General features: G+C 52.3%; 19 protein-coding genes. 8 read left to right on the top strand and 11 right to left on the bottom strand.

What is annotated here, in order from left to right:
- Nucleotides 1-8 precede the first annotated feature (8 nt).
- Both E7745_RS06120 and pnp read right to left on the bottom strand, forming a co-directional pair.
- Entirely contained in the window at nt 9-728 is a 720-nt protein-coding gene (locus E7745_RS06120; RefSeq protein WP_136408482.1) for a 2-C-methyl-D-erythritol 4-phosphate cytidylyltransferase, read from the bottom strand.
- Between the two features lie 154 nt (nt 729-882).
- Nucleotides 883-3,150, bottom strand: coding sequence for a polyribonucleotide nucleotidyltransferase (gene pnp, locus E7745_RS06125; protein WP_136408483.1), 2,268 nt, complete (start codon nt 3,148-3,150; stop codon nt 883-885).
- Nucleotides 3,151-3,276: 126 nt separating this feature from the next.
- Between pnp and E7745_RS14815 the strand changes: the two genes are divergently transcribed.
- The 5 genes from E7745_RS14815 to upp all read left to right on the top strand — a co-directional run bounded on the left by E7745_RS14815 (nt 3,277) and on the right by upp (nt 6,849).
- Nucleotides 3,277-3,432 (top strand): hypothetical protein, encoded by a 156-nt coding sequence (locus E7745_RS14815; protein WP_168182025.1) that lies wholly within the window; start codon nt 3,277-3,279, stop codon nt 3,430-3,432.
- A gap of 44 nt (nt 3,433-3,476) precedes the next feature.
- Complete coding sequence (gene ybaK, locus E7745_RS06130) at nt 3,477-3,965, top strand: Cys-tRNA(Pro) deacylase (protein ID WP_107032716.1); 489 nt, start codon at nt 3,477-3,479, stop codon at nt 3,963-3,965.
- Between the two features lie 84 nt (nt 3,966-4,049).
- Nucleotides 4,050-5,126 (top strand): chorismate synthase, encoded by a 1,077-nt coding sequence (gene aroC, locus E7745_RS06135; protein ID WP_107032717.1) that lies wholly within the window; start codon nt 4,050-4,052, stop codon nt 5,124-5,126.
- Nucleotides 5,123-6,019 carry a TIGR01212 family radical SAM protein gene (locus E7745_RS06140; RefSeq protein ID WP_136408484.1) on the top strand — a complete coding sequence of 299 codons (897 nt, stop codon included), beginning with the start codon at nt 5,123-5,125 and terminating at the stop codon, nt 6,017-6,019. The genes aroC and E7745_RS06140 overlap by 4 nt, the downstream gene beginning before the upstream one ends.
- 176 nt (nt 6,020-6,195) lie before the next feature.
- Nucleotides 6,196-6,849: a uracil phosphoribosyltransferase gene (gene upp, locus E7745_RS06145; protein WP_107032719.1), complete on the top strand. Its 654-nt coding sequence runs from the start codon at nt 6,196-6,198 to the stop codon at nt 6,847-6,849.
- Between the two features lie 192 nt (nt 6,850-7,041).
- On the opposite strand, the gene metK is transcribed toward upp, so the two are convergent.
- The 9 genes from metK to E7745_RS06190 all read right to left on the bottom strand — a co-directional run bounded on the left by metK (nt 7,042) and on the right by E7745_RS06190 (nt 19,140).
- Entirely contained in the window at nt 7,042-8,370 is a 1,329-nt protein-coding gene (metK, locus tag E7745_RS06150) for a methionine adenosyltransferase (protein WP_136408485.1), read from the bottom strand.
- Between the two features lie 409 nt (nt 8,371-8,779).
- Nucleotides 8,780-11,245 (bottom strand): polysaccharide biosynthesis tyrosine autokinase, encoded by a 2,466-nt coding sequence (locus E7745_RS06155; RefSeq protein ID WP_136408486.1) that lies wholly within the window; start codon nt 11,243-11,245, stop codon nt 8,780-8,782.
- 167 nt (nt 11,246-11,412) lie between these two features.
- A complete protein-coding gene (locus E7745_RS06160; protein WP_136408487.1) occupies nt 11,413-12,219 on the bottom strand; it encodes a polysaccharide biosynthesis/export family protein in 807 nt (268 codons plus the stop codon).
- A 261-nt stretch (nt 12,220-12,480) separates the two neighbouring features.
- Nucleotides 12,481-12,972: a hypothetical protein gene (locus tag E7745_RS06165; protein ID WP_107032723.1), complete on the bottom strand. Its 492-nt coding sequence runs from the start codon at nt 12,970-12,972 to the stop codon at nt 12,481-12,483.
- An 83-nt stretch (nt 12,973-13,055) separates the two neighbouring features.
- Entirely contained in the window at nt 13,056-15,644 is a 2,589-nt protein-coding gene (clpB, locus tag E7745_RS06170; RefSeq protein ID WP_123399320.1) for an ATP-dependent chaperone ClpB, read from the bottom strand.
- 220 nt (nt 15,645-15,864) lie between these two features.
- Nucleotides 15,865-16,722 carry an energy transducer TonB gene (locus E7745_RS06175; RefSeq protein ID WP_124075568.1) on the bottom strand — a complete coding sequence of 286 codons (858 nt, stop codon included), beginning with the start codon at nt 16,720-16,722 and terminating at the stop codon, nt 15,865-15,867.
- Nucleotides 16,723-16,772: 50 nt separating this feature from the next.
- Nucleotides 16,773-17,519 carry a biopolymer transporter ExbD gene (locus tag E7745_RS06180; RefSeq protein WP_123399324.1) on the bottom strand — a complete coding sequence of 249 codons (747 nt, stop codon included), beginning with the start codon at nt 17,517-17,519 and terminating at the stop codon, nt 16,773-16,775.
- Nucleotides 17,520-17,524: 5 nt separating this feature from the next.
- On the bottom strand, nt 17,525-18,241 hold the full coding sequence (locus tag E7745_RS06185; RefSeq protein WP_107032727.1) for a biopolymer transporter ExbD: 717 nt from the start codon (nt 18,239-18,241) through the stop codon (nt 17,525-17,527).
- A gap of 74 nt (nt 18,242-18,315) precedes the next feature.
- Nucleotides 18,316-19,140, bottom strand: coding sequence for a MotA/TolQ/ExbB proton channel family protein (locus tag E7745_RS06190; protein ID WP_107032728.1), 825 nt, complete (start codon nt 19,138-19,140; stop codon nt 18,316-18,318).
- Between the two features lie 360 nt (nt 19,141-19,500).
- Here E7745_RS06190 and E7745_RS06195 point away from each other — a divergent pair, with 360 nt between their 5' ends.
- From E7745_RS06195 to nqrC, 3 genes are read left to right on the top strand one after another with little or no spacing between them, the layout of a single operon-like run.
- A complete protein-coding gene (locus tag E7745_RS06195; RefSeq protein ID WP_136408488.1) occupies nt 19,501-20,844 on the top strand; it encodes a Na(+)-translocating NADH-quinone reductase subunit A in 1,344 nt (447 codons plus the stop codon).
- A 29-nt stretch (nt 20,845-20,873) separates the two neighbouring features.
- Complete coding sequence (locus E7745_RS06200; protein ID WP_123399328.1) at nt 20,874-22,082, top strand: NADH:ubiquinone reductase (Na(+)-transporting) subunit B; 1,209 nt, start codon at nt 20,874-20,876, stop codon at nt 22,080-22,082.
- Between the two features lie 45 nt (nt 22,083-22,127).
- Nucleotides 22,128-22,844, top strand: coding sequence for an NADH:ubiquinone reductase (Na(+)-transporting) subunit C (gene nqrC / locus E7745_RS06205; RefSeq protein ID WP_107032731.1), 717 nt, complete (start codon nt 22,128-22,130; stop codon nt 22,842-22,844).
- Nucleotides 22,845-22,848 lie beyond the last annotated feature (4 nt).

Raw genomic sequence — 22,848 nt, forward strand, 5'->3', positions numbered from 1 at the left:
GCTTATACTTATAATGTGTCGGACAGCGAAAGATAGAGCTCGACCACAGCCATGTCGCCGGGATTGGTTACTTTGATGTTATGCGGATCGCCGGCCGTTAGCCTCAGATTGCAGAATCCGGCGGCTTCCATTACCGATGCATCGTCAGTGAATTCCGGCCGGAGTTCCTGGCGGTAGGCTTCCGAGAGCTTTGCGGCGGGGAAGATCTGAGGGGTTTGCACCGATCGATAGAGCTTGCGGTCTACGGCTCGGCTTGATCCGTCAGGAGCGGTGATACGTATGGAGTCTGTCACCTGGCAGGCAGGAATCACACCGTCTGCCCCGTTAAGTCCGTCAAGAAGATTCCGGATGAGAGAACTGCTTACCACAGGCCGCGCGGCGTCATGTACACTGATTAATCCGCATGATTCCACGGCGAGTGATTCGATGGCGTTTCTGACGCTGTGGGCGCGGGTCGGGCCGCCGGTCACAATGCTGTGAGGCAGGCTGAAGCCATATTCCCGGCACATTTCCTGCCACTCTACGGTCATGTCACAGCTGAGCACCACTGTCAGTTCCCAGTCTGGAGTGTGGCGGTGGAGGCGTTCGAGGGTGGTCATGAGCAGCGGTCTGCCGTCGAGCAGGCAGAATTGCTTGGGCAGATTGCCTCCGTAGCGCGATCCGCTTCCGGCGGCGACTATAATGTGGACATTCCTTTCGGTTTGTTTGGTTGATGCGGTTACAGCCATGTGGTTCGGGTAAATAAATCCGGCGGATTCCCGTGAAGGGGAACCCGCCGGGGCGTTGATTCAATGGTAATGAATATCGGAGGTTGGTTAACTAAGAGTGTGCAAATTTAATCTATATGATGGATTTAAGATGCTATAATGCACTTTTCAGGTCTTAGTTACGGGGTGCGCCGTGGTTGCCGCCATTGTTTTCGCGGCGTGGGCCACGGTCGCCGTCACGGCGTGGACCGCGATCTCCGTCACGACGGGGACGGTCGCCTTCGCGGCGCAGTCCGCGTTCGCCACGGGGTGCGCGTTCACGCTCTACGTAGCCTTCGGGTTTGGGCTGGAGCGCGCGCATTGACAGGCGGTATTTGCCGGTCTTCTTGTCGATCTCGATGAGTTTCACTTCGAGCTCGTCGCCTTCCTTGAGGCCAGCGGCTTCCATGTTTTCGAGGCGGTCCCATGAGATTTCCGAGATGTGGAGCAGACCGTCGCGGTTGGGCATGAATTCAACGAATGCGCCGAAGTCAAGGATAGAACGCACTTTGCCGTGGTAAACCTTTCCCTCTTCGGGGAGTTCGACGATAGCGTTGATCATATCGAGAGCCTTGTCGATCGAAGCCTTGTTAGAGGCAGCGACTTCGATGTAGCCTCCGTCGGGGATTTCGTCGATGCTTACGGTTGCGCCGCTTGCTTCCTGGATTCCCTGGATGATCTTTCCGCCGGGGCCGATCACTGCACCGATAAGCTCTTTGGGGATGAGCATGGTGACGATGCGGGGCACGTGTGCCTTGTAGTCCTCGCGGGCTGCGGGGATTGTCTCTTCGATCTTGTCGAGGATGTGCAGACGTCCTTCCTTGGCCTGGTTGAGGGCCTTTTCAAGGATTTCGTAGCTCAGGCCGTCGCACTTGATGTCCATCTGGGTGGCGGTGATACCTTCGCGGGTACCGGTCACTTTGAAGTCCATGTCGCCGAGGTGGTCTTCGTCACCGAGAATGTCAGAGAGGACTGCATATTTTGTTCCGTCAGAGATGAGACCCATAGCGATACCGCTGACAGGGCGTTTCATCTTCACACCTGCGTCGAGCAGCGAGAGGGTGCCTGCGCAGACAGTTGCCATTGACGATGATCCGTTTGATTCGAGGATGTCGCTGACAATGCGGCATACATAGGGGAAATCATCGGGGAACATGCGCTTGAGAGCACGGTGGGCGAGATTGCCGTGGCCTACTTCACGACGGCCTACGCCACGCACCGGACGGGCTTCGCCGGTGGAGAAGGGCGGGAAGTTATAGTGGAGGAGGAAGCGTTCGCGGCCCTGGTTGAGAACGTCGTCGAGGATCTTCTCGTCGAGCTTGGTTCCGAGGGTTACTGTGGCGAGCGACTGGGTCTCGCCACGGGTGAACACGGCTGATCCGTGAGGTCCGGGCAGATAGTCTACCTCACACCAGATCGGGCGGATCTCGGTGGTCTTGCGGCCATCGAGACGGATGCCTTCGTCAAGAACGCAGCGGCGCATGGCTTCTTTTTCCACATCGTGGTAGTAGCGCTTGACCATAGCGGTCTTTTCATCGCGTTCTTCTTCGGGGAGTGATTCGAGATATTCTTCGCAGATCTTTTCGAAGCTTTCCTGACGCCAGTGCTTGTCGGCGCAGCCGGCCTTGGCCACTGCATATGCCTTGTCGTAGCACTTGTCATGTACGTCCTTGCGGAGATCTTCGTCATTGGTCTCGTGGCAATATTCGCGTTTTACGGTCGAACCAACTTCCTCGGCAAGTTCCATCTGGGCCTTGCACTGAACCTTGATGGCGTCATGGGCGGCGCGGAGCGCTGCGAGAAGATCTGCTTCTGATACTTCGTTCATTTCGCCTTCCACCATCATGATGTTGTCATAGGTGGCACCGACCATGAGCTCCATGTCGGCTTTCTCAAGCTGTTCGAAAGTGGGGTCGATTACGAATTCGCCGTTTACACGGGCCACTCGGACTTCCGAGATAGGACCGTTGAAGGGTATGTCGCTCACTGCGATGGCTGCCGAAGCGGCGAGGCCGGCAAGAGCGTCGGGCATGTCGACACCGTCGGAAGAATACATTGTAACCTGTACGAAAGTGTCGGCGTGGTAATTGTCAGGGAAAAGTGGGCGGAGCACACGGTCAACCAGACGCGATGTCAGGATCTCGTAGTCGCTTGCGCGGCCTTCACGCTTGAGGAAGCCGCCGGGGAAACGTCCGTTAGAGGAGAATTTTTCTTTATACTCAACTTGGAGGGGCATGAAATCTACGCCCTCTCCGGCCTCTTTGGCCGTTACTACTGTCGCAAGGAGCATAGTGTTGCCCATGCGCAGTTCTACCGCTCCATCGGCCTGCTTTGCAAGTTTGCCGGTCTCCAGGGTGATGGTGCGACCGTCAGGCAGCGCGATGGTTTTTTTGATTGGATTCATAAATTGTTTCTATTTTCAGCTTGATAGTTATATCTTCGTTTTTGCAGCTTATTTGGTTTCAGTTTGCAAAGTTAACAAATATCTTGCAATTAACCTGCTTGATCAGACTGAAATAAGGGCGTGAATATGGGCCAAAACCTCGATTTAGTGTTAAATTTGTCTAATTACCGCTTCTTCCGGTTGAATTTTTCCGAAGCCCCTTTTTTAGGAGCCGTTCGGGGTGATGAAGATTTTTCAGCCGCCGTGGCAGCCCGATTTGGTTTTGATCTTAAAATGGATTAATTTTGTTTTCTTATTGTCGAACACTCTCTAAAACTGAATTTACTGTGGATAAAGTGTCGAAAACAAATGCAGCGCGACTGCTTGACAAGGCTAAGGTTGAATATGAACTGATTCCTTATAAGGTGGATCCTGACAATCTCGCGGCCGAACATGTGGCCGAAGAGCTTGGCGAGGATATAAACTCGGTGTTTAAAACTCTGGTGCTCCACGGTGACCGCTGTGGCTATTTTGTCTGCGTGATTCCCGGAAACATGGAGGTGGATCTGAAGAAGGCCGCGAAAGCCGCCGGGGCTAAGAAGGCGGAGATGATTCCGATGAAAGAACTGTTGCCGCTTACGGGCTATATCCGCGGTGGGTGTTCGCCTGTCGGTATGAAGAAGCCTTTTCCTGTGTTTTTCCATCAGACGGCTCTTGATTTTCAGGCCATCTATGTCTCTGCCGGCCAGCGCGGTCTTCAGCTCAGAATCAGCCCACAGGCACTGATTGATTTCTGCAGGGCCTCGGTGGCTGACGTGGCAGAGAGCAAGGAGTGATAATATATAAATGAATAATAATGTTGCGCAGTCCCTGTGGCTTTCTACGGCGGAATGAGGAGTGCGCCAGGACAATGACAGACTATGAATACAATCGGAAAGATATTTACTTTCACCGGATTCGGTGAAAGTCACGGTGCCGCCATCGGCGGTGTCATCGACGGTATGCCCGCAGGGGTTGAAATAGACCTTGAAAAGGTGCAGCATGAGCTTGACCGCCGCAAACCGGGGCAGTCGGCTGTCACTACAGCCAGGAAAGAGAGCGACACGGTGGAGATTCTTTCCGGGCTGTTCGAGGGACGCACTACCGGCAGTCCGATCGGTTTCATTATCCGCAATGAGAACCAGCATTCGAATGACTATGATCATTTGAAAGACGCGTTCCGCCCGTCGCATGCCGATTTTACATATACAGCCAAATATGGTCTTCGCGATCATCGCGGAGGCGGCCGGTCAAGCGCGCGTGAGACTGCCACAAGGGTTGTGGCCGGAGCTTTTGCGCGGCAGGCTTTGGAGCAGTGGGGCATAACGGTCCGGGCCTATACTTCTCAGGTGGGTCCGCTTGTCCTTGACAAGGATTACGGCGGTATGGATCTGTCTGTAGCTGAAAGCAATCCTGTAAGGTGTCCGGATCCTGAGATGGCTGCCGAGATGGAGGCGCTGATACTGAAGGTGAAAAGCGAAGGTGACACGATAGGCGGTGTGGTCGACTGTGTGGTCAGCGGTGTGCCTGTCGGTATCGGTGATCCTGTGTTCGGGCGTCTTGGCGCGCGTCTTGCCGAGGCTATGATGAGCATAAATGCGACCAAGGGCTTTGAATACGGTATGGGATTCCGTGGCGTAGAGCTTCGGGGCAGTGAAGTGCTTGATCGCTTTGTTGCCGGACCAGACGGCGAGATATCTACTCTTACCAACCATTCGGGAGGCATTCAGGGCGGAATTTCAAACGGCCAGGACATAACTTTCCGTGTGGCTTTCAAACCCGTGGCCACTCTTATGCAGGATGTCTGCACGGTTGACCGTGATGGAAACGAGATCGTGATCAAAGGAAGGGGACGCCATGATCCCTGTGTGGTGCCTCGCGCAGTGCCGGTAGTAGAAGCGATGGCGGCTATTGTTATCCTTGATGCCTGTCTGATGAACCGAGCCTCTCGCCTATGAAGCCTTACAGGGATTTTTCAGATTTTCTGAGAGGGCATTTTGACGGGAAAGTCCAGAAAATCACTGTCAATGCCGGTTTTACCTGTCCGAACCGCGACGGAAGCAAGGGCCGTGGCGGATGCACCTATTGCAACAATCAGTCATTCAATCCCGATTACTGCCGCCCTTCGCTGAGCGTCAGGGAGCAGCTCGAACGCGGCAAGGAGTTTTTTGCCCGGAAGTATCCTCAGATGAAATATCTGGCCTATTTCCAGGCATACACCAATACGCATTCAGATGATATCGACCGGCTGATGGCTCTCTATCGTGAGGCACTTGATGTGGACGGTGTGGCGGGGCTGATCATCGGTACCCGTCCTGACTGTATGCCTCAGGATCTTCTCGACCGTCTTGCCGGGCTTCGGGAATGGGTGATGGTGGAATATGGAGCGGAAAGCGCATGTGACCGCACTCTTGAACTGGTGAACCGTTGTCACACATGGGCCGACACTGTTGATGCTGTCAACCGCACTCACGCAGCAGGACTTCCGTGCGGGCTGCATCTGATCATGGGTCTTCCGGGTGAAGATGAGGCGACGATGCTTGAAACTGTCGACCGCATCAATGAGCTGCCTGTCGACACTGTAAAATTCCATCAGCTTCAACTGGTCAGAGGCACCAGAATGGCTTCAGACGTCGAAGCGGGGCTGTATGACATACCCCGTTTTACGGCAGAGGAGTATATCAGTCTATGCGTCAGGATACTTGACCGGCTGCGCAAGGATATTGCGGTGGAGCGTTTTGTGTCGCAGTCTCCGTCCGACTTGCTTATCTATCCGCGCTGGGGATTGAAAAACTACCAGTTCACAAATCTGCTCCACAACCAGCTTGCCGAAGCGAGGAATATAATATAGCCGGGGGCACCAAATACACCTTGTGTTCTTGTCTGTGACAGGAATTCTCTGTAATTTTGTGTTTATAATATATAGGTGCCTTATAAGTCTTACATTAAAAGATTGTTTCTTGACGACCTCCAAGGAGGCTTTGGGCAATCTCCTGTCAATAAATTAAAAAAGTTAATCAGAATATCATGGAAGTAATCAATTTTGCTGATCAGCCTTCGCTGGTCAGCCAGTATATGAGCGAATTGCGCGATGTCAATGTGCAGAATGATATGTTGCGTTTCCGCCGCAACCTTGAGCGTATAGGCGAGATCATGGCTTTCGAGATTTCGAAGCGTATGCGCTACAAGACAGTCGATGTCACTACACCGCTGGCGGTAGCTCCATGCCAGATTCTCGACGAGCAGGTGGTTCTCGCAACGATTTTCCGTGCGGGAATTCCGTTTCACAAAGGTTTTCTTGATTATTTTGATCATGCTCAGAATGCTTTCGTGTCGGCCTACAGAAAGTATCGCGAGAAGGAAAATTTCGATGTGTTTATTGAATATATCGCTTCTCCGAAGCTCGACGGAAAGACTCTGATAATCGCTGATCCGATGCTTGCCACCGGTGCTTCGATGGAGTTAAGCTATCGCGCTCTGCTCACCAAGGGTGAACCGGCTCATGTGCATGTGGCTTCCATCATTGCCTCGAAAAAGGCTGTCGATTATGTGCGCGAGACTTTCCCGGCTGATAAGACAACTCTGTGGGTAGGTGCGATTGACGATGTGATCAACGAGCATTCCTACATAGTGCCCGGTCTGGGCGATGCAGGCGATCTTGCTTATGGTATAAAGGAATAACAGAGCCAGGGAAGGTTCTCGAATTAAGAGGTTGTTTAAAAACAACCTCTTGATAAGCCTCATGAAAATTTAATAAGCCTCATGGAAAACAAGAGTCTGTGACGTCTGTTTCCCATGAGGCTTAAATGTTATGGCTAATGTAGTCAGTCAGTATTCCGGCGAAGATCCGGCTGAAATACAGATGTCGAATGTTCAATCAATTCCGAAGGCTTTTTTTACGGCCGGAACGGCATCGAGTTTCTCCCATGTGAAGAGTTCGACGGTGCGTGTGAACGGCTTTTCGTATTTTGAGTGGAATGTCTTTGTGACAGTCATCGGCTGGCGTCCCATGTGGCCGTAGCTTGCGGTCTCGCGATAGATAGGGTTGCGCAGTCCGAATCGCTTTTCGATGGCATAGGGGGTCATGTCGAAGCATGGCATCTCTGTCACTATGGCTGCGATCTCGGTGTCGGAGAGTTTTACCTTGGCTGTGCCGTAGGTGTTGATGCAGAGGCTGACAGGCTTGGCTTCGCCGATGGCGTAGGCAACCTGCACGAGGACACGGTCAGCAACTCCTGCGGCCACAAGGTTCTTTGCTATGTGGCGGGCGGCATAGGCTGCCGAGCGGTCTACCTTGGAGGGGTCTTTGCCTGAGAATGCTCCACCGCCGTGTGCTCCGTGGCCTCCGTAGGTATCGACTATGATTTTGCGGCCGGTCAGACCGGTATCTCCGTGGGGACCTCCGATGACGAATTTTCCAGTGGGGTTGACAAGGAGCTTGACATCGTCGCCGATCAGAGCGGCTTCTTCCGGACGGAGCTTGGCCTTGACGCGGGGAATGAGTATGTTGCGGACATCGTCGGTAATTCTCTCCTGCATGGCTCGGTCAGCGGCAGCGCGGGCTGCGTCGGTGTCTTCAATCGGTTGGATGAATTCGTCGTGCTGGGTGGAGATGACTATGGTGTCGACGCGGAGGGGGCGGTTGTTTTCGTCATATTCGACCGTTACCTGGCTTTTTGAGTCGGGGCGCAGATAGGTGTGCTGACGGCCGCGTTTGATGTGAGTCATTTCTTTTTCCTCGCGGCGAATGTCGGCAAGCTCGCGGAGGAGACGGTGGGAGAGGTCGATGGTGAGAGGCATGTAGTCGAGAGTCTCGTTGCAGGCATAGCCGAACATCATGCCCTGGTCACCTGCGCCCTGTGCTTCAAGTTCGCTGCGCTCTACTCCGCGGTTGATGTCGGCGCTCTGTTCGTGAAGGGCTGAGAGCACTCCGCAGGCTTCGCCATCGAATTTGAGGGCGCTGCGGTTGTAGCCGATGTTGCGGATCACATCGCGGGTCACTTCCATGAGGTCTATATAGGCTTCGCTTTTGACTTCGCCTGCTATTACAACCTGGCCGGTGGTGACGAGGGTCTCGCATGCTACTTTTGACTTGGGGTCACGGGCGAGAAACTCGTCGAGTATGGCATCGGAAATCTGGTCTGCGACTTTGTCGGGATGGCCTTCCGAAACTGATTCGGAGGTGAAGAGATAAGTTTTCATATTTTGAAACTGGTAAAAAAATAAAATGTCGAAAACAGCTTTTGTTGCGTGGATAAGACGCGGCTGCTTCAACATTTTCATCCGGTGTAAGTGAATGCCCGGCGGCATTCCGGTGCCGGATTCGTTTATGCTCAAAAGTCAATCCTCTGATTGATGGTGACAGTCTCTTTCAGCGTTCTGCTGCAATGCTTTGGAGGCAGGGGCGTAAATGCGGTTGAAAGAGGTGCAGTTTTAGCATTTTTTGAAGTGGTTGCAAGCAGCCAAATTTGTCCACTTTTTGATTTCGGGTGCAAAGTTAAAAAGAATCCGTCTGACTTGCAAATAAATTTTTGCAAGCCGGACGGATTCCGATATTGCGGTTGATCATTGGGCGGTTATCAATCCGATGTTATCGGCTAAGCCCGTATGATCAGGATTTTTTATCATAGGCCGAGTAATAAGAGGCGCGGTTATAGGGGGCGCCGGATGTCAGAGTGCCGTTAAGGATCACCATGAAATTGTGATAGCGGCGCGAGTCATAGATTCGGTCGATTTCCGGGATCATGCGGCGGTCCAGCAGGCCTGCGCGCAGAATGAAGATGGTGATGTCAGCGAGCGGAGCGATGATCGATGCATCGGCCACGAGTTCGGCCGGCGGACAGTCAAGGAATATATAGTCATACTCCTGACGGTATTTTTCGATCAGCTGTTTCAGCCGGTCGGAGTAGAGCAGTTCCGAGGGGTTGGGGGGAATGGTGCCTACGGGGAGCAGGTAGAGACCCGGACATTCGGTCTGCTGGATGTATTTGTCGCAGTTGTCAGTCGCTCCTGAAATGTAGTCAGTGATGCCTCGTGAGTGGTCCGGGAGGATACGGGAGACGGAGGCGCGACGCAGGTCGAGGTCGATGATCAGTACCTTGCGATTTTTTTCTTTCAGAGCCAGAGCTGCCGCGAGGTTGAGCGAGATGAATGATTTTCCTGAGCCGGGATTGAATGAGGTGACCATTATCACGCGGTTCTGACTGTTGCGTGTCATGAACTCAAGGTTGGCGCGCACCATGCGGAATGATTCGTCGATGATACTGCGGCCGTGATCGCGGACGAGAAGCGAGGGGGCTTCTTCGATCTGTGAGTTTTTGCCGAGAATGTCACGCCAGCGGCGGCGCCAGCGGCGTACGTGCAGGGTGTTGCTGTCAGAAGATTCCGGAATCTCGCCGATCAAAGGAGTGCGGATGCCTTCAAGGTCACCGCGGTTGCGCAGACGGCTGTTCATGCTTTCGTCAATGAACAGAATGAAGCCTGGAATCAGGATGCCGAGCGCGAAGCAGATGAGGAGAATGTTGCGCGAGATTGGTGCGGTTGGGCGGTTGGAGCCCATCGGTGGTGTGATGATGCGGGTGTTGTAGGGCGTGAATGCCAGTGTGAGCTCGTTTTCTTCTCTCTTCTGGAGCAGATAGAGATAGAGGGCTTCCTTGACTTTCTGCTGGCGTTCTACGGACAGGAGATATTTGGCCTGTCCGGGCGATGAGGCTATTTTCCGGCTTGTGGCTCTGTCGCTTCTGATCAGAGAGTTGAGCTGGGTCTGAAGAGCGCGCTCCTGGTTGGTGAGCGATGAGACGAGCGCGCTGCGCATGCTGCGTAGGTTCTTGTCATAGTCCTGGAGCAGAGGGTTGGTATCGCCTGTTGAGTTTGAAAGTTTGTCGCGTTCGAGTTGCAGCTGGTTGAATTCATTGATCTGCGCCTCGATGCCTGGATTTTCAAGTCCGGCGTTTGCGGGGACGAGCTGGCCATTTGTGTCGGGATTCTTGATATAGTCAAGGATGAACTTTGAAATGGCGATCTGAGTGGACACCTGCATCTGCTGTTTGGTGTTCTCATTGGCGTCTTCCATATACATGGCCGAAGCTGCCGCTACGTCGGGCACGAGATGTTCGCCTTTGAAGTCGGCTATGTCGCTGTCGACGTTTCCGAGTTCCTGTTCGATGACGCGCAGACGCTCGGCTATGAACCTGGAGGTCGATTTGGCCTTGGCTTTGTCGTCGACCCATTTTTCATTGTAGATGTCTATGAGGGTGTTGAGAAAATCGTCGGCACGCTGGATGCTGACGTCTTTGATCGTGAAGTCAATGACTGTGGAATTGTCATCGGCGAGGTTTTCCGAGAGCCTGGCTTTGTAGGCTTCGATAGCGTCAGAGATGCTGTAGCGGAAGATTTTGATCGTGTTTCCGAATCTTTTGGCGTAAGCGGGACCAGGATTGATTGTGATAGGACCGAATGAGGTGGCCACAGTGTCACCGATATTGACCGTCATTTCGGAAGGGTCACATTCGACTCCGTTGAGCATCATTTTTGAAATGTCGATCTTTCCGTCGTCACGGATGTCGAGTTCCATTGATGCCGATTGTTTTGAGGGGATAGACAGAAAATCGACGGACACAGGGCAGGAGTCGCCATAGAGTGTTATGTTTTTCAGATTATGGCGGTAGATGTAGTCAGTCTGCAGGCCGAGTCTCTGGATCACATCGGCGATTATGGCCGGCGACTGGAAGGCGAGCATCTCGTTGTTGACGTTTGCCGAACTCTGGAAGAGGCCGATGTCGCTGAGTGCGCTTGCCACTCCCTGACTTCCGGATTCGGTGTCTTCGTTGATCATAACGGAGGCTGTCCGGGTGTAGGTTTCGGGAGTGCTCATTATGTAGAGCACTCCAAGACCGAGGAAGATTATAATGGAAATTACGAACCATTTCCATTTGTTCAGGCAGAGAATGAAGAAGTCATGCAGGTTGAAAGAGCTGTCGTCTGTTTCTGGTGCCTGAGGCGATGGAGCCGCTTCCGGCCGGGCGGATGCGGGATTGTATGGATATCCTTCGGGAAACGGGTTGCTGTTCTGAGTCATTTTTTTGACACGTTTTTTAGTAGTAGTGGTCCTTTTATGGAAGAATCTTGAATTGGCGGAGCCTTAGAGGTTGTTTTTTAACAATCTCCTGGTTCTGGCCTTGGCCTTTGGAGAGGATGAATCCGGTTGGAATTTGGCGTGACGGTCTGAAAAAGAGGCCGTCGGCATCACTTGAGTATGATGAGCGAGGTGATTGTTGTGGCCAGAGATGCGAGGGAGATCCAGAATGATGTTGACTGGAAGGTGTTGCCGTTGAGTGTGCTCTGGCGGATTCTGGTTTTGTTGGGATCAATGTAGATTACGTCGTCCTGCTGCACGAAATAGGCCGGGGAGTTGCGCAGTTTCTCTACATCGAGCAGGCTTACGATGTATGTTTCCTGGCGGTCGCCGTAGCTGCGCACGAGTTTGACTTCCTGACGCTTGCCATAGATAGTGAGGTCGCCGGCGAGGCCGAGCGCGTCGAGTATGGTCATGTCATCACGGTCAATGGCGTATGAACCGGGTTTTGCTACTTCGCCCATCACGGTTACGATTCCGTTGGTAAGTTCGACTGTCACCACGGGGTCGCGTACGAGGTCTTTGGAGATAAGCATGCCTTTGATGAGGGCGGCGATTTCAAGGCGTGTCATGCCTTCGACTTTGATTTCGCCAAGGAAAGGAAAGTCAATCGAGCCTTCCGGCGATACGGTGTATGCGCTGAGTCCCTGACTGGTTCCGCGGCTGGATGCCGAGGTGCCGATGTTGCGCGGGACGTAGGGCAGATTGAACATGTCGGTGAGCTGCGCGTCACGTGAGTTCACGACGATTGAAATCTTGTCGGCCGGTTTGATCTTTATTGTCTGGGTGGGGACTGTGTAGATCTGAGCGTCTTTAAGATCTTGAAAATAAGTGATGTCTTTTGGCGTAGAGCATGCGGCCGAGGCCAAGAGAAGAATAATCAGAATTGAGATCTGGTTGAAACGGAGGTGAAGCATAATCAGCTTATGGCTTTGATGCGTGGTGAATTGAATTGTAAACAGGTGTTGAAACTGTAGGGCCGTATTACGGTGCAAAATTAATATTTTTTTTGGTATCAACTGCAACTATCCGGCATAAATGAGAAGACCGGTGTCGGTTGGCTTGTCTGGGGTCTTTATCCGGAGCGTGTAATGGCGGTCACTCCGGCCGTCCTTGTTGAAAGGTCGGGCAGAATGGCCGCCATATCGGATTGATGTCACATAGTGAATCTCATGTGCTTATTTTCCCTGATCAGTGATCTGGGTGTCGGGGGTAAGAGTGCCGCCGCCTTCACCGCCTTGGTCTCCGCCGGGTTCCTGAGTGTCGTTGGGGAGGACGTTGAATTTGAAGCGGGCTACTGCGAATCCGACAGATTTGCCGACCTGGAGCACTGTTGCCTGGACGCCGAGATAGTGTTCGCCTACTTCGAGTTCGGTAGTGTTGATGTTGATGGCGAAAGGCATGATATCAGTACGGCCAACGGGCACACCGTCAAGGAAATATACAACATTGGTGAGCGTAGCTTCTTTGGTGCCTTCTGCCGGGATGGCTTTCAGGGCGTTGATTTCGAGGGTGTTTCCCTGAACTACGCTGACAACTCCGTTTTCCTCGGTGCCTCCTGAATAGTCAATTGCCAGAGATACGTTGGGGAGGTCCTTGTCGTCATCGTCACATGATGTGAAGACGCCGAGTAACGGAAGGACTAAGAGCAGATAAAGAAATTTTTTCATAAGTTGCAGTAAAATAGTTTTGAGTAAAAAATAGGTAGAGTATGATAAATTATTGATAAAGAGCGCCATTGTCGGCGCAAGGATCAGTTCCTGAATACGATGTCAGATCCGTCATGGTCGATTATGATCGGATGTTCGCGGTCTACTTTCTGGGCGAGAATGTCTTTCGATAGCTGGTTGAGCACCAGACGGTGGATCACTCGCTTGACCGGACGGGCTCCGAATTCCGGATCGTAGCCCTCTTCGGCGAGAAATTTCAAGGCCTTCGGGGTGACTTCGAGGGTGATTCCGTTTTTGGCGAGCATCCGCTGGATCGACTTGATCTGCAGGCCTACGATTTCTTCGATTTCCTTCTCGTTGAGCGGCGTGAACATTATGATCTCGTCGATGCGGTTGAGGAATTCCGGACGGATAGTCTGCTTGAGAAGTTCGATCACTTCGCCTTTGGTCTTATCAATGACTTCGCCTCGGTTTTCGGGAGTCATTTTTGCGAAGTTGTCGCGGATGAGAGGCGAGCCCATGTTGGAGGTCATGATGATGATGGTGTTCTTGAAGTTGACCATGCGGCCTTTGTTGTCGGTCAGACGGCCGTCATCAAGTACCTGCAGCAGGATGTTGAACACATCGGGGTGGGCTTTCTCGATTTCGTCGAACAGAACCACGGAGTAGGGCTTGCGCCTTACGGCTTCGGTCAGCTGTCCGCCTTCGTCGTAGCCTACATATCCCGGAGGTGCTCCGACGAGTCGGCTGACGGAGTGTTTCTCCTGATATTCGCTCATGTCGATTCGGGTCATCATGTTTTCATCGTCAAACAGATATTCGGCGAGGGCTTTTGCCAGTTCTGTCTTGCCGACACCGGTGGTGCCGAGGAAGATGAACGAACCGATGGGGCGACGTGGATCGTTGAGGCCTGCGCGTGAGCGGCGTACAGCATCGGCTATGGCTGCGATAGCATCGTTCTGCCCGACAACCCGGTTGTGGAGTTCGGCTTCGAGATGGAGGAGTTTTTCTTTTTCGCTCTGCACCATCTTGTTGACAGGAATTCCTGTCCATCGGGAAACCACATCGGCTATGTCTTCCGAGTCAACCTCTTCTTTAATGAAGGCTTTTTCTCCCTGCATCATTTTCAGCTGTTCCTGAATGGCGGCGTTTTCCTGTTCTTTCTGCTGTACTTTCGAGTAGCGGATTTCTGCCACTTTGGCATAGTCGCCCTCGCGTTCGGCGCGTTCGGCGTCGAAGTTGAGCTGTTCGATGTCTATCTTGTTCTGCTGGATCTTGTTGATCAGGTCTTTCTCGGCCTTCCATTTGGCTGTGAATTCTTTTTCCTGATCGCGCAGATCGGCGAGCGATTTTTCAATTTCCTTGACTTTTTCTTTGTCACCCTCGCGCTTGATGGCCTCGCGCTCAATCTCTTTCTGGGCAATCAGACGGGTGATTTCGTCAAGAGCCTGCGGCACGGAGTCGATCTCAAGACGCAGCTTGGAGGCGGCCTCGTCCACCAGGTCGATGGCTTTGTCGGGAAGGAAGCGGTCGGTTATATAGCGTTCTGACAGGGTTACGGCGGCTATGATCGCTTCGTCGCGGATGCGGACTTTGTGGTGATTTTCGTAGCGTTCCTTCAGGCCGCGGAGGATGGCAATGGCGGCGGCCTCGTCAGGTTCGTTGACCATCACTTTCTGGAAGCGGCGTTCGAGTGCTTTGTCTTTTTCGAAATATTTCTGATATTCGTCAAGAGTCGTGGCTCCGATGGAGCGGAGTTCGCCGCGGGCGAGCGCGGGTTTCAGTATGTTGGCGGCATCCATCGCGCCTTCTCCTTTGCCTGCTCCGACGAGGGTGTGGATCTCGTCAATGAAGAGTATGATCTCGCCGTCGGCTCCGGTGACTTCGTTGACTATGGCTTTGAGTCGCTCTTCGAATTCGCCTTTGTATTTGGCGCCTGCGACGAGGGCTCCCATGTCAAGAGAGTAGATCTGCTTGGTGCGCAGATTTTCCGGAACGTCGCCGCGGACTATGCGCTGGGCAAGGCCTTCGGCTATGGCTGTTTTACCGGTGCCAGGTTCGCCGATGAGCATGGGGTTGTTTTTTGTTCGTCGCGAGAGGATCTGAAGCACACGGCGGATTTCATCGTCGCGGCCTATCACCGGATCGAGCTTGCCTTCACGGGCGCGTTCGTTCAGGTTGATGGCATATTTCGAGAGGGCCTGATAGGTGTCTTCGGCACTTTGGTCAGTAGCTTTTTTGCCTTTGCGGAGTTCTGCGATAGCCGATTCGAGTTCCCGTTGGCTCAATCCGGCGTCCTTGAGAATGGTCGATGCCGGAGAGTTGACTGAGAAGATGGCTAAAAGCAGAGCTTCGAGGGTGACATATTCGTCACCTTGCTTTTTTGCTAAGTCAAGTGCTTTCTGCAGGACGTCGTTTGAACTGCGGCTGAGATAAGGTTCGCCTCCCGACACTTTCGGTTCGGCTGCAATCTTGCTGTCAACTTGTCGCATCAAAGTGGCAGTATTGGCTCCGACTTTGGAAAAGATGAAGTTGATGAGCGATTCGCCTTCAGTCATGACTCCTTTGAGAAGATGCACGGGTTCGATGGCCTGATTACCTGCTCCGCGGGTAATTTCGATAGCCTTCTGAATGGCTTCCTGTGATTTGATAGTGAAATTGTTGAAGTTCATGAGCTATGTTGAAGTAGTGAGTTTTGTCTGTCATGATGGCCCGCAGAGGGGCCTGGGCCTTGGCCGGTGCGTTGTTTGACCGGCTACTATAATAGTTTAACAAAAATCATGCCGATTGGTTGAGTTGTCAGTCAGGATTGAGGCAAAAAACGAGCCGCCGTCTTTACCGCAACAGGTAAAGACGGCGGCTGCCGTTAGTCTGATGAGAATCGAGTCAGGATCAGATACCCTGGAGTTTGAATGTCACGGGGAGGGTGTACCATACGTTCACCGCGTGACCGTTCATCTTGCCGGGGACGAATGCGGGAAGTGACTTCACCACGCGCACAGCTTCCTTGTCAAGATCGGGGTCCTTAGAGCGGAGCACCTTCACTTCACCGACCTTACCGGTCTTGGTGACGACGAACTGTACGACTACGCGTCCCTGAATGTTGTTCTCCTGAGCCATGGCCGGGTAGCGGATGTGCTCGCTCACCCATTTGAGGAGTGCGGCATCGCCACCGGGGAACTGGGGTTTCTGTTCAACCACGGTGAATACCTGGTTGTCATCCACGGGTTCGGGTTTCTTTTCTTCAACGATTACTTCTTCTTTGTGTTCGCGAACCACATTGAGGTCATCGGTACCCTTGTCAAAGTCAGTGGTACCCACGGCAGTGTCAGTGTCCTTGAGTTCGTCCTGAGATTTGATTTCCTCTACTACTTCTTCGTCTTTTGTGATCTGAAGTTCGGTTGCCTTTACGGTGTTGAGGATTTCTTCAGGAAGAGCTTCGGGCTTCTGCTCCTCTACGCGCTGCATTTCTTCTTCTTCGGGCTCATCGTCCTGCTGGTCATCGGCAGTGTAGTCGATCATGGCCTGTTCGATCTGGTCTTCGGGACGTTCTTCAGCTTTCTGAAGCACGGTGTTTGCGAGGAGACCGAGGAGGCCGACCAGGAGGAGCACGATAAGAATAACGAGCATCGCGCGGTTGTGGCGTCCGGCAGAAGCCTTGCGGAGCTCATAGGCTCCGAAGTCTTTGTTCTTGCCTTCGAAAATTATGTCAATCCATTCTTTTGATGAAAGATCTACGTCTTTTGCCATAGTTTCAATAGAAATTTTTCAGGGTTAATTATATATCTGTCATCAAAAGATTACTTCTTCGGGTTCTTCTTGAGGAAGTCAAGAATGAGCGCTGAGTCTACCTGGTTGATGTTGTCAATCTGGTAGCGGGAAATCTGGTTGATCTGCATTTCGTCGAGAGCGCTGATCAGGCTTTCCCATGAAGCTTCAGGAGTGGCCTTGATGATAACCACCGGACGGGTAAGAGTAGAGTCGTTACGGATTTCGCGGGCACGAGCCTGATAGATAGAGTCGTTGACTGCTGAAATCGGAGAGAACTCTTTGGCGCGCCAGCGAGCTTTCTCTTTTTCGATTTTACTCAGAACCTGGAGGTTACGATCGTGGAGGATCTTGCGGATGCCTTGCTGGAGTTTTCCGTCGTTACCGAGGAATTTTTCAGCGTTGAGCTTGTTGTTGTCAATAAGACCGTCGCCGTTAGCGTCAGCGATTTCAGGCATGCCTTCGTAGTAGTAAACCACGTTCATGGGGCGGCCTGCGTCATCTTTCTTGACTTCGCCGTTGGCATTGCGTTCAGTAGTCAGGATGAGGGTGATAGCCTCTGATTCCTTTGCTTTGTTCATCTGCTGTTCCTCAACTTTCTCATTCGAGGGGAGTGAGATGGTGAGGGTCTGAGATTTGATCATTGTGGTACAAAGCATGAAGAATGTAATCAGAAGCATGTTCATGTCCACCATGGGGGTGAAGTCCACGTGGATAGACATCTTTTTCTGGGCGCCTTTTTTCTTCTTGCCGCCGTCTGATTGTTCTATTTGTGCCATAATGATTAGTCTTGCTCAGTTTTTAACGCAGTCTGGATGCTGAAGCGGTTCATCTTGAGGGTCTGCAGGTTGTCGAGCACATCGTGAACAATGTCATAAGAGGTGTCTTTATCGGCCTTGACGGCGATACCTTCACCTTTTTTCATGGCTTTCACGAGGTTTTCGTTGCCTGAGTTGTAGATGGCGCGCATCCATATCTGGAACTCATTGAGGTGTTCCATGTCCTTGTTGTCATTGATAGGAATTCCGACACCTTTCTGAGTCATGTCAGTGATGAATTTGTCCTGATCAGTCTGAGACATTGAAAGGAACTGGGGGAGTACCTGGAAAGGAACACCGAACATATTGATTTTAGAGAATGCTTCGCGCTGTGCCACACTGAGCTGCACCTGATTGCTGGGGTGCTGCTTGTTGTAGAGCGTTACTGCTTCATCAAGAATCGTCTTGCGGAGAGCCTCAGATCCCCATGTGTCTTTGGTTTCGGCGTCAGCGTCACCGGCAATGGAGATGAAGATTTTCCCCTCAGGGCTCACGAGTATCGACGCCAGGTTGGCGGTCGGTACCTTCTGCTCTGATACAGAGGAGGGGGTCAGCACTGTGACCGGCTCCTTCTGAAGGAAGGTAGATGTCAACATGAAGAAAGTAAGCAAGAGCACAGTCACGTCACTCATCGCGGTCATGTCGATGAGGGTGCTTTTTCTCTTCATTTTTACTTTTCCCATATTACGATTATCTAATTGTTATAGGTTAATTTGAATTGGATTAAACCTTGGTTAGTTGAATCTGTAATTAGGGATTAGTGTGTAGCTGTGAATGTCTGCACGATAGAGTAACCGATCTCGTCGATAGCGTAGGTCAGGTTGTCGATCTTGTTGGTGTAGAAGTTGTAAGAGATTACAGCGAATGCACCGGTTGCGATACCGAAGGCGGTGTTGATAAGTGCCTCAGAGATACCGGTTGAAAGTTCGGTTGAGTCAGGAGCACCGGATGCTGCGAGAGCCTGGAATGATTTGATCATACCCATCACAGTACCGAGAAGACCGACGAGAGTACCGAGGGTGGTGAGGGTAGCGACGATCGGGAGGTTCTGCTGAAGAGCGGGCATTTCAAGAGCGGTAGCTTCTTCTACAGTCTTCTGAAGGTTGGCGATCTTCTGTTCTTTGGTGAGGATGGTGTTCTTGTCCATTTCTTCGTAGCTTACGAGAGCTGCGGCAACAACAGCGGCAACTGAACCCTTCTGGTTCTTGCAGAGGTTCTTGGCACCCTGGATGTCATTGGCGGCGAGGCATTTCTTAACGCCGGCAACGAACTTCTGGATAGAGCCTTTGCCCTTTGCAGAAGAGATGGCGATCCAACGTTCAACAGAGAGAACGATTACAGTGAGGAAGAGGGTCTGGAGGATAGGCACGATGAAACCGCCCTTATAGATGGTGCCCCAGAGGTCGATGGGGTGGCCTTCTTCAAAGTGAGATTCGTGACCGAACCAGAAGATGAAAAGACATACTGCTACTACGAAGCAGGCGAGAATAACCAGGAAGGCATTCTTGATTCCGGCTACGTTGCTGCCGGAGTTGTTCTTGGCATTGGCCTTTGCGGGCTGGGTGGGCTTTTGAGCTTCCATAATTTGTAATTACTAAAATTTTAAGTTTATTGGTTTATTGGTTATTAGTTTTGATGATTGAATAGGTTCAGAGATAGTAGAGGCTATATCGGACCTTGGTTATGGCTTCGAATTTAAGGCTCTGTCAATGGTGTTTTGTAAACGATATTGCAAAATTATAAGGAAATTTCGGTGTTTGCAAACGTTTTGCTTCTTTTTTTCAGTGCGGTGCGCTTAAAATGTAAAGGAAAGTTGAGCCGGGATTTCGCTTTTTAATTATTTGTGATTATTTTACTTAAACATGATTAAGAAATATCCAAATCTATTTACTATCTTTGTGCCTTACAATTTCTAATAAAGGTATAATTTATATTTCTAAGGATGAGAAGGACTGTCAGCCTAACTAAAGGCTTAAACCTTAATCTTGAAGGTGGCTTGACCTCTAAGGAGTCCGTCGGAAAGGCCTGTGTGGGCCGTGTGGCCGTAGTGCCTGACGATTTTCCGGGATTTGTGCCTAAACTTGACGTCAAGGAAGGCGATATGGTCAGCATCGGTTCGCCTCTGCTTCACGACAAAAATGATCCGTCGGTCAGACTTGTGGCTCCTGCCGCAGGTGTGGTCGAGGCTGTCGTGCGTGGAGCGCGCCGTAAGATCGAACGAGTGGTAATTGCCGTGGATGCGGCAGAGTGTCAGGCCGAGACCTGCAAGCCTTTTGCAGGCGCCGATGCCGCTACCGTGCGCCGGGCTCTTGCCAAAAGCGGCCTGTGGGCCATGATGCGTCAGCGCCCGTTTGATGTTGTGCCTCATTCGGCAGTGAAGCCGAGGGCGATAATGGTGACCGCAATGGACACTGCTCCGCTGGCTCTTTCGCTTGAAGAGTCGGTCAAAGGAAAGACGGCCGAGCTGAAGGCCGGTATTGACGTGCTGCGGACTCTCTGCAGCGGCCCTATATATATAGGTGTGGAAAAAGGATCTTCGCTGCCTGATTCCGATGGGGTGGAGATGGTGGAATTTCCGCGTCTGCATCCGGCCGGAAATGCCGGAGTCCAGATTGCCAACATTGATCCGGTCAACAAGGGCGAGGTCGTGCTGACTCTCGACATCGTGACGCTTGTCCGGATCGGGTCGCTTGCATTGACCGGCAAGCCTGACTGGACTGTAGAAGTGGCTGTGACCGGAAGCGAGGTTGAGCATCCGCAGGTGGTGACAGCAGTTGCCGGCGCAGAGATGACTGCTCTTGTCGGTGGCAATGTCAAGGATGACGGACGGCATCACCGTGTGATTTCCGGAAATGTGCTGACCGGTGTGCCGGTAGGCGAGGACGGTTTCCTGCGTTATCCCTACCGTCAGGTTACGGTTATTCCCGAAGGTGATGATGCCGACGAGTTCATGGGCTGGGCTTCGATGAGCCCGTCGAAGATGAGTGTAAGCCCGTCGTTCATCGGCCGTTTCCTCAGGCGTAAATTTTCGCCCGACGCACGTCTCAACGGCGGACGCCGCGCCATGATCATGTCAGGAGAATATGACAAGGTATTCCCTATGGATATCCTTCCGGAATATCTGGTCAAAGCTATTCTCGCGAAAGATATTGACCGCATGGAGGCTCTGGGCATCTATGAGGTGGCTCCGGAAGATTTCGCTCTTGCCGAATATGTCGATCCGTCGAAGCTGGAACTTCAGAAAATTGTCCGCGAGGGTCTTGACTATCTCCGAAACGAAGTCTGACGATTGTTTTTAGATTCAACATTTCAACAATGAAAGCGCTAAGAAATTATCTTAACAGGATCAAACCGAATTTCGAGCCTGATGGAAAGCTGCATGCTTTCCGCAGTGTGTTCGACGGGTTTGAGACCTTTCTTTACACCCCGAACTCTACATCCACATCGGGAGTCAATATCCATGACAGCCTTGACTCCAAGCGAGTGATGATCATAGTGGTGCTCGCACTGATGCCCTGCCTGCTTTTCGGCATGTATAACACCGGCTATCAGAACTGGCTGGCAGCCGGCGCGGCATCGTTTCCGTTCTGGCAGATCATGGCCTATGGATTCCTTGCAGTGCTCCCGCGCATTGTGGTGGCCTACGCAGTAGGTCTCGGCATTGAATTCGTGGTTGCCCAATGGCGTCGCGAGGAGATCCAGGAAGGCTTCCTTGTAACCGGCATCCTTATCCCGCTGATATGCCCGATAGAGACTCCGCTGTGGATGCTTGCCGTGGCCACGGCCTTCTCGGTTATCTTTGTCAAGGAGGTGTTTGGCGGCACAGGCTATAATATATTCAATGTGGCCCTCGTGACCCGCGCCGTCCTCTTCTTCGGCTATCCGGCCCAGATGAGCGGCGACAAAGTGTTCGTGTCGACCAACTCTATCTGCGGTCTTGGCTATGACCTGCCAGATGCTTTTTCTGGAGCCACTCCTCTGGGACAGATCGCCTCGTTCAGCGGCGGCGACCTTGAGCTGCTCAACCTTCAGGGCAATGTGATCAGCACCTGGGATGCTTTTCTCGGTCTGATCCCCGGATCATTCGGCGAGACATCCACGCTGGCCATTCTTATCGGAGCTGTCATATTGCTTGCCACCGGCATCGCCTCCTGGCGTATCATGCTGAGCGTGGTGGCCGGCGGGTTGCTGATGGGATGGATTGCAAACGTATTCGCCACCCCGACTTATCCGGCTTCGTTCCTTTCGCCTGCCGACCAGCTTCTGTTCGGCGGTTTCGCCTTTGCGGCTGTCTTCATGGCCACAGATCCGGTGACCGCGGCCAGAACAAATGCCGGCAAGTATTTCTACGGACTCCTTGTGGGCGTGATGGCCATAATCATCCGTACCTACAACAACGGTTATCCCGAAGGCGCCATGTTGGCAGTGCTTCTTGCCAATGCTCTTGCGCCTCTGATTGACCATTGTGTGGTTCAGCTCAATGTGGCCCGTCGCATGCGCCGTCTGCGCCAGAGCGCCGAATGAGGCTCTGAAATTTTGCATTAACGTTCACTTCATCCATTAACAGCAATGAACAAGCAAAGCAATACATACACCATTATATATATAATAGTACTTGTCATCGTCGTCGGGACGGCACTGGCGGCCACAGCGCTCGCACTGCGCCCGCGTCAGCAGGAGAATGTCAACGCCGATAAAATGGCGCAGATTCTTGCGGCAGCCATGATCACGCCTGAAAAAGACAGGATTGTGGCCGACTTTGACCGTTATATCACATCGCAGTTTGTGGTCAACGAGCGCGGCGAGACTCTTGACAATGTCAAGGCTTTCGATGTTGATGTGGCCACGCAGGCAAAACTTGCCCCTGACCGCAGAGAACTCCCGGTCTATGTCTGCACCGTCTCCGAAGGAGTACAGAAATACATTCTTCCGGTCTACGGCGCCGGCCTCTGGGGCCCGATCTGGGGTTATGTGGCCTTCGATTCCGACGGCTCAACAATCTATGGCGCCTATTTTGCCCATCAGGGAGAGACTCCGGGACTTGGAGCTGAAATCGAGAAACCGGCTTTCAGCAGCCAGTTCGCAGGCAAACAGGTGTTCAAAGACGGCCGTTTCCGCCCTATCGCCGTAGTCAAGGCCGGCCAGGCTCCGCTTGACGGTGAAGACTATGTCGACGGAATTTCCGGTGGCACGATCACTTCAAAAGGAGTCGGATCAATGCTCGACAACTGTCTGACCCCCTATAAGAAATTTCTTCAGAACCTTTCGCAGCAGACAGTCAGATGAGATC

It is taken from the genome of Duncaniella sp. C9 (genome assembly GCF_004803935.1).
Taxonomy (GTDB): Bacteria; Bacteroidota; Bacteroidia; order Bacteroidales; family Muribaculaceae; genus Duncaniella; species Duncaniella muris.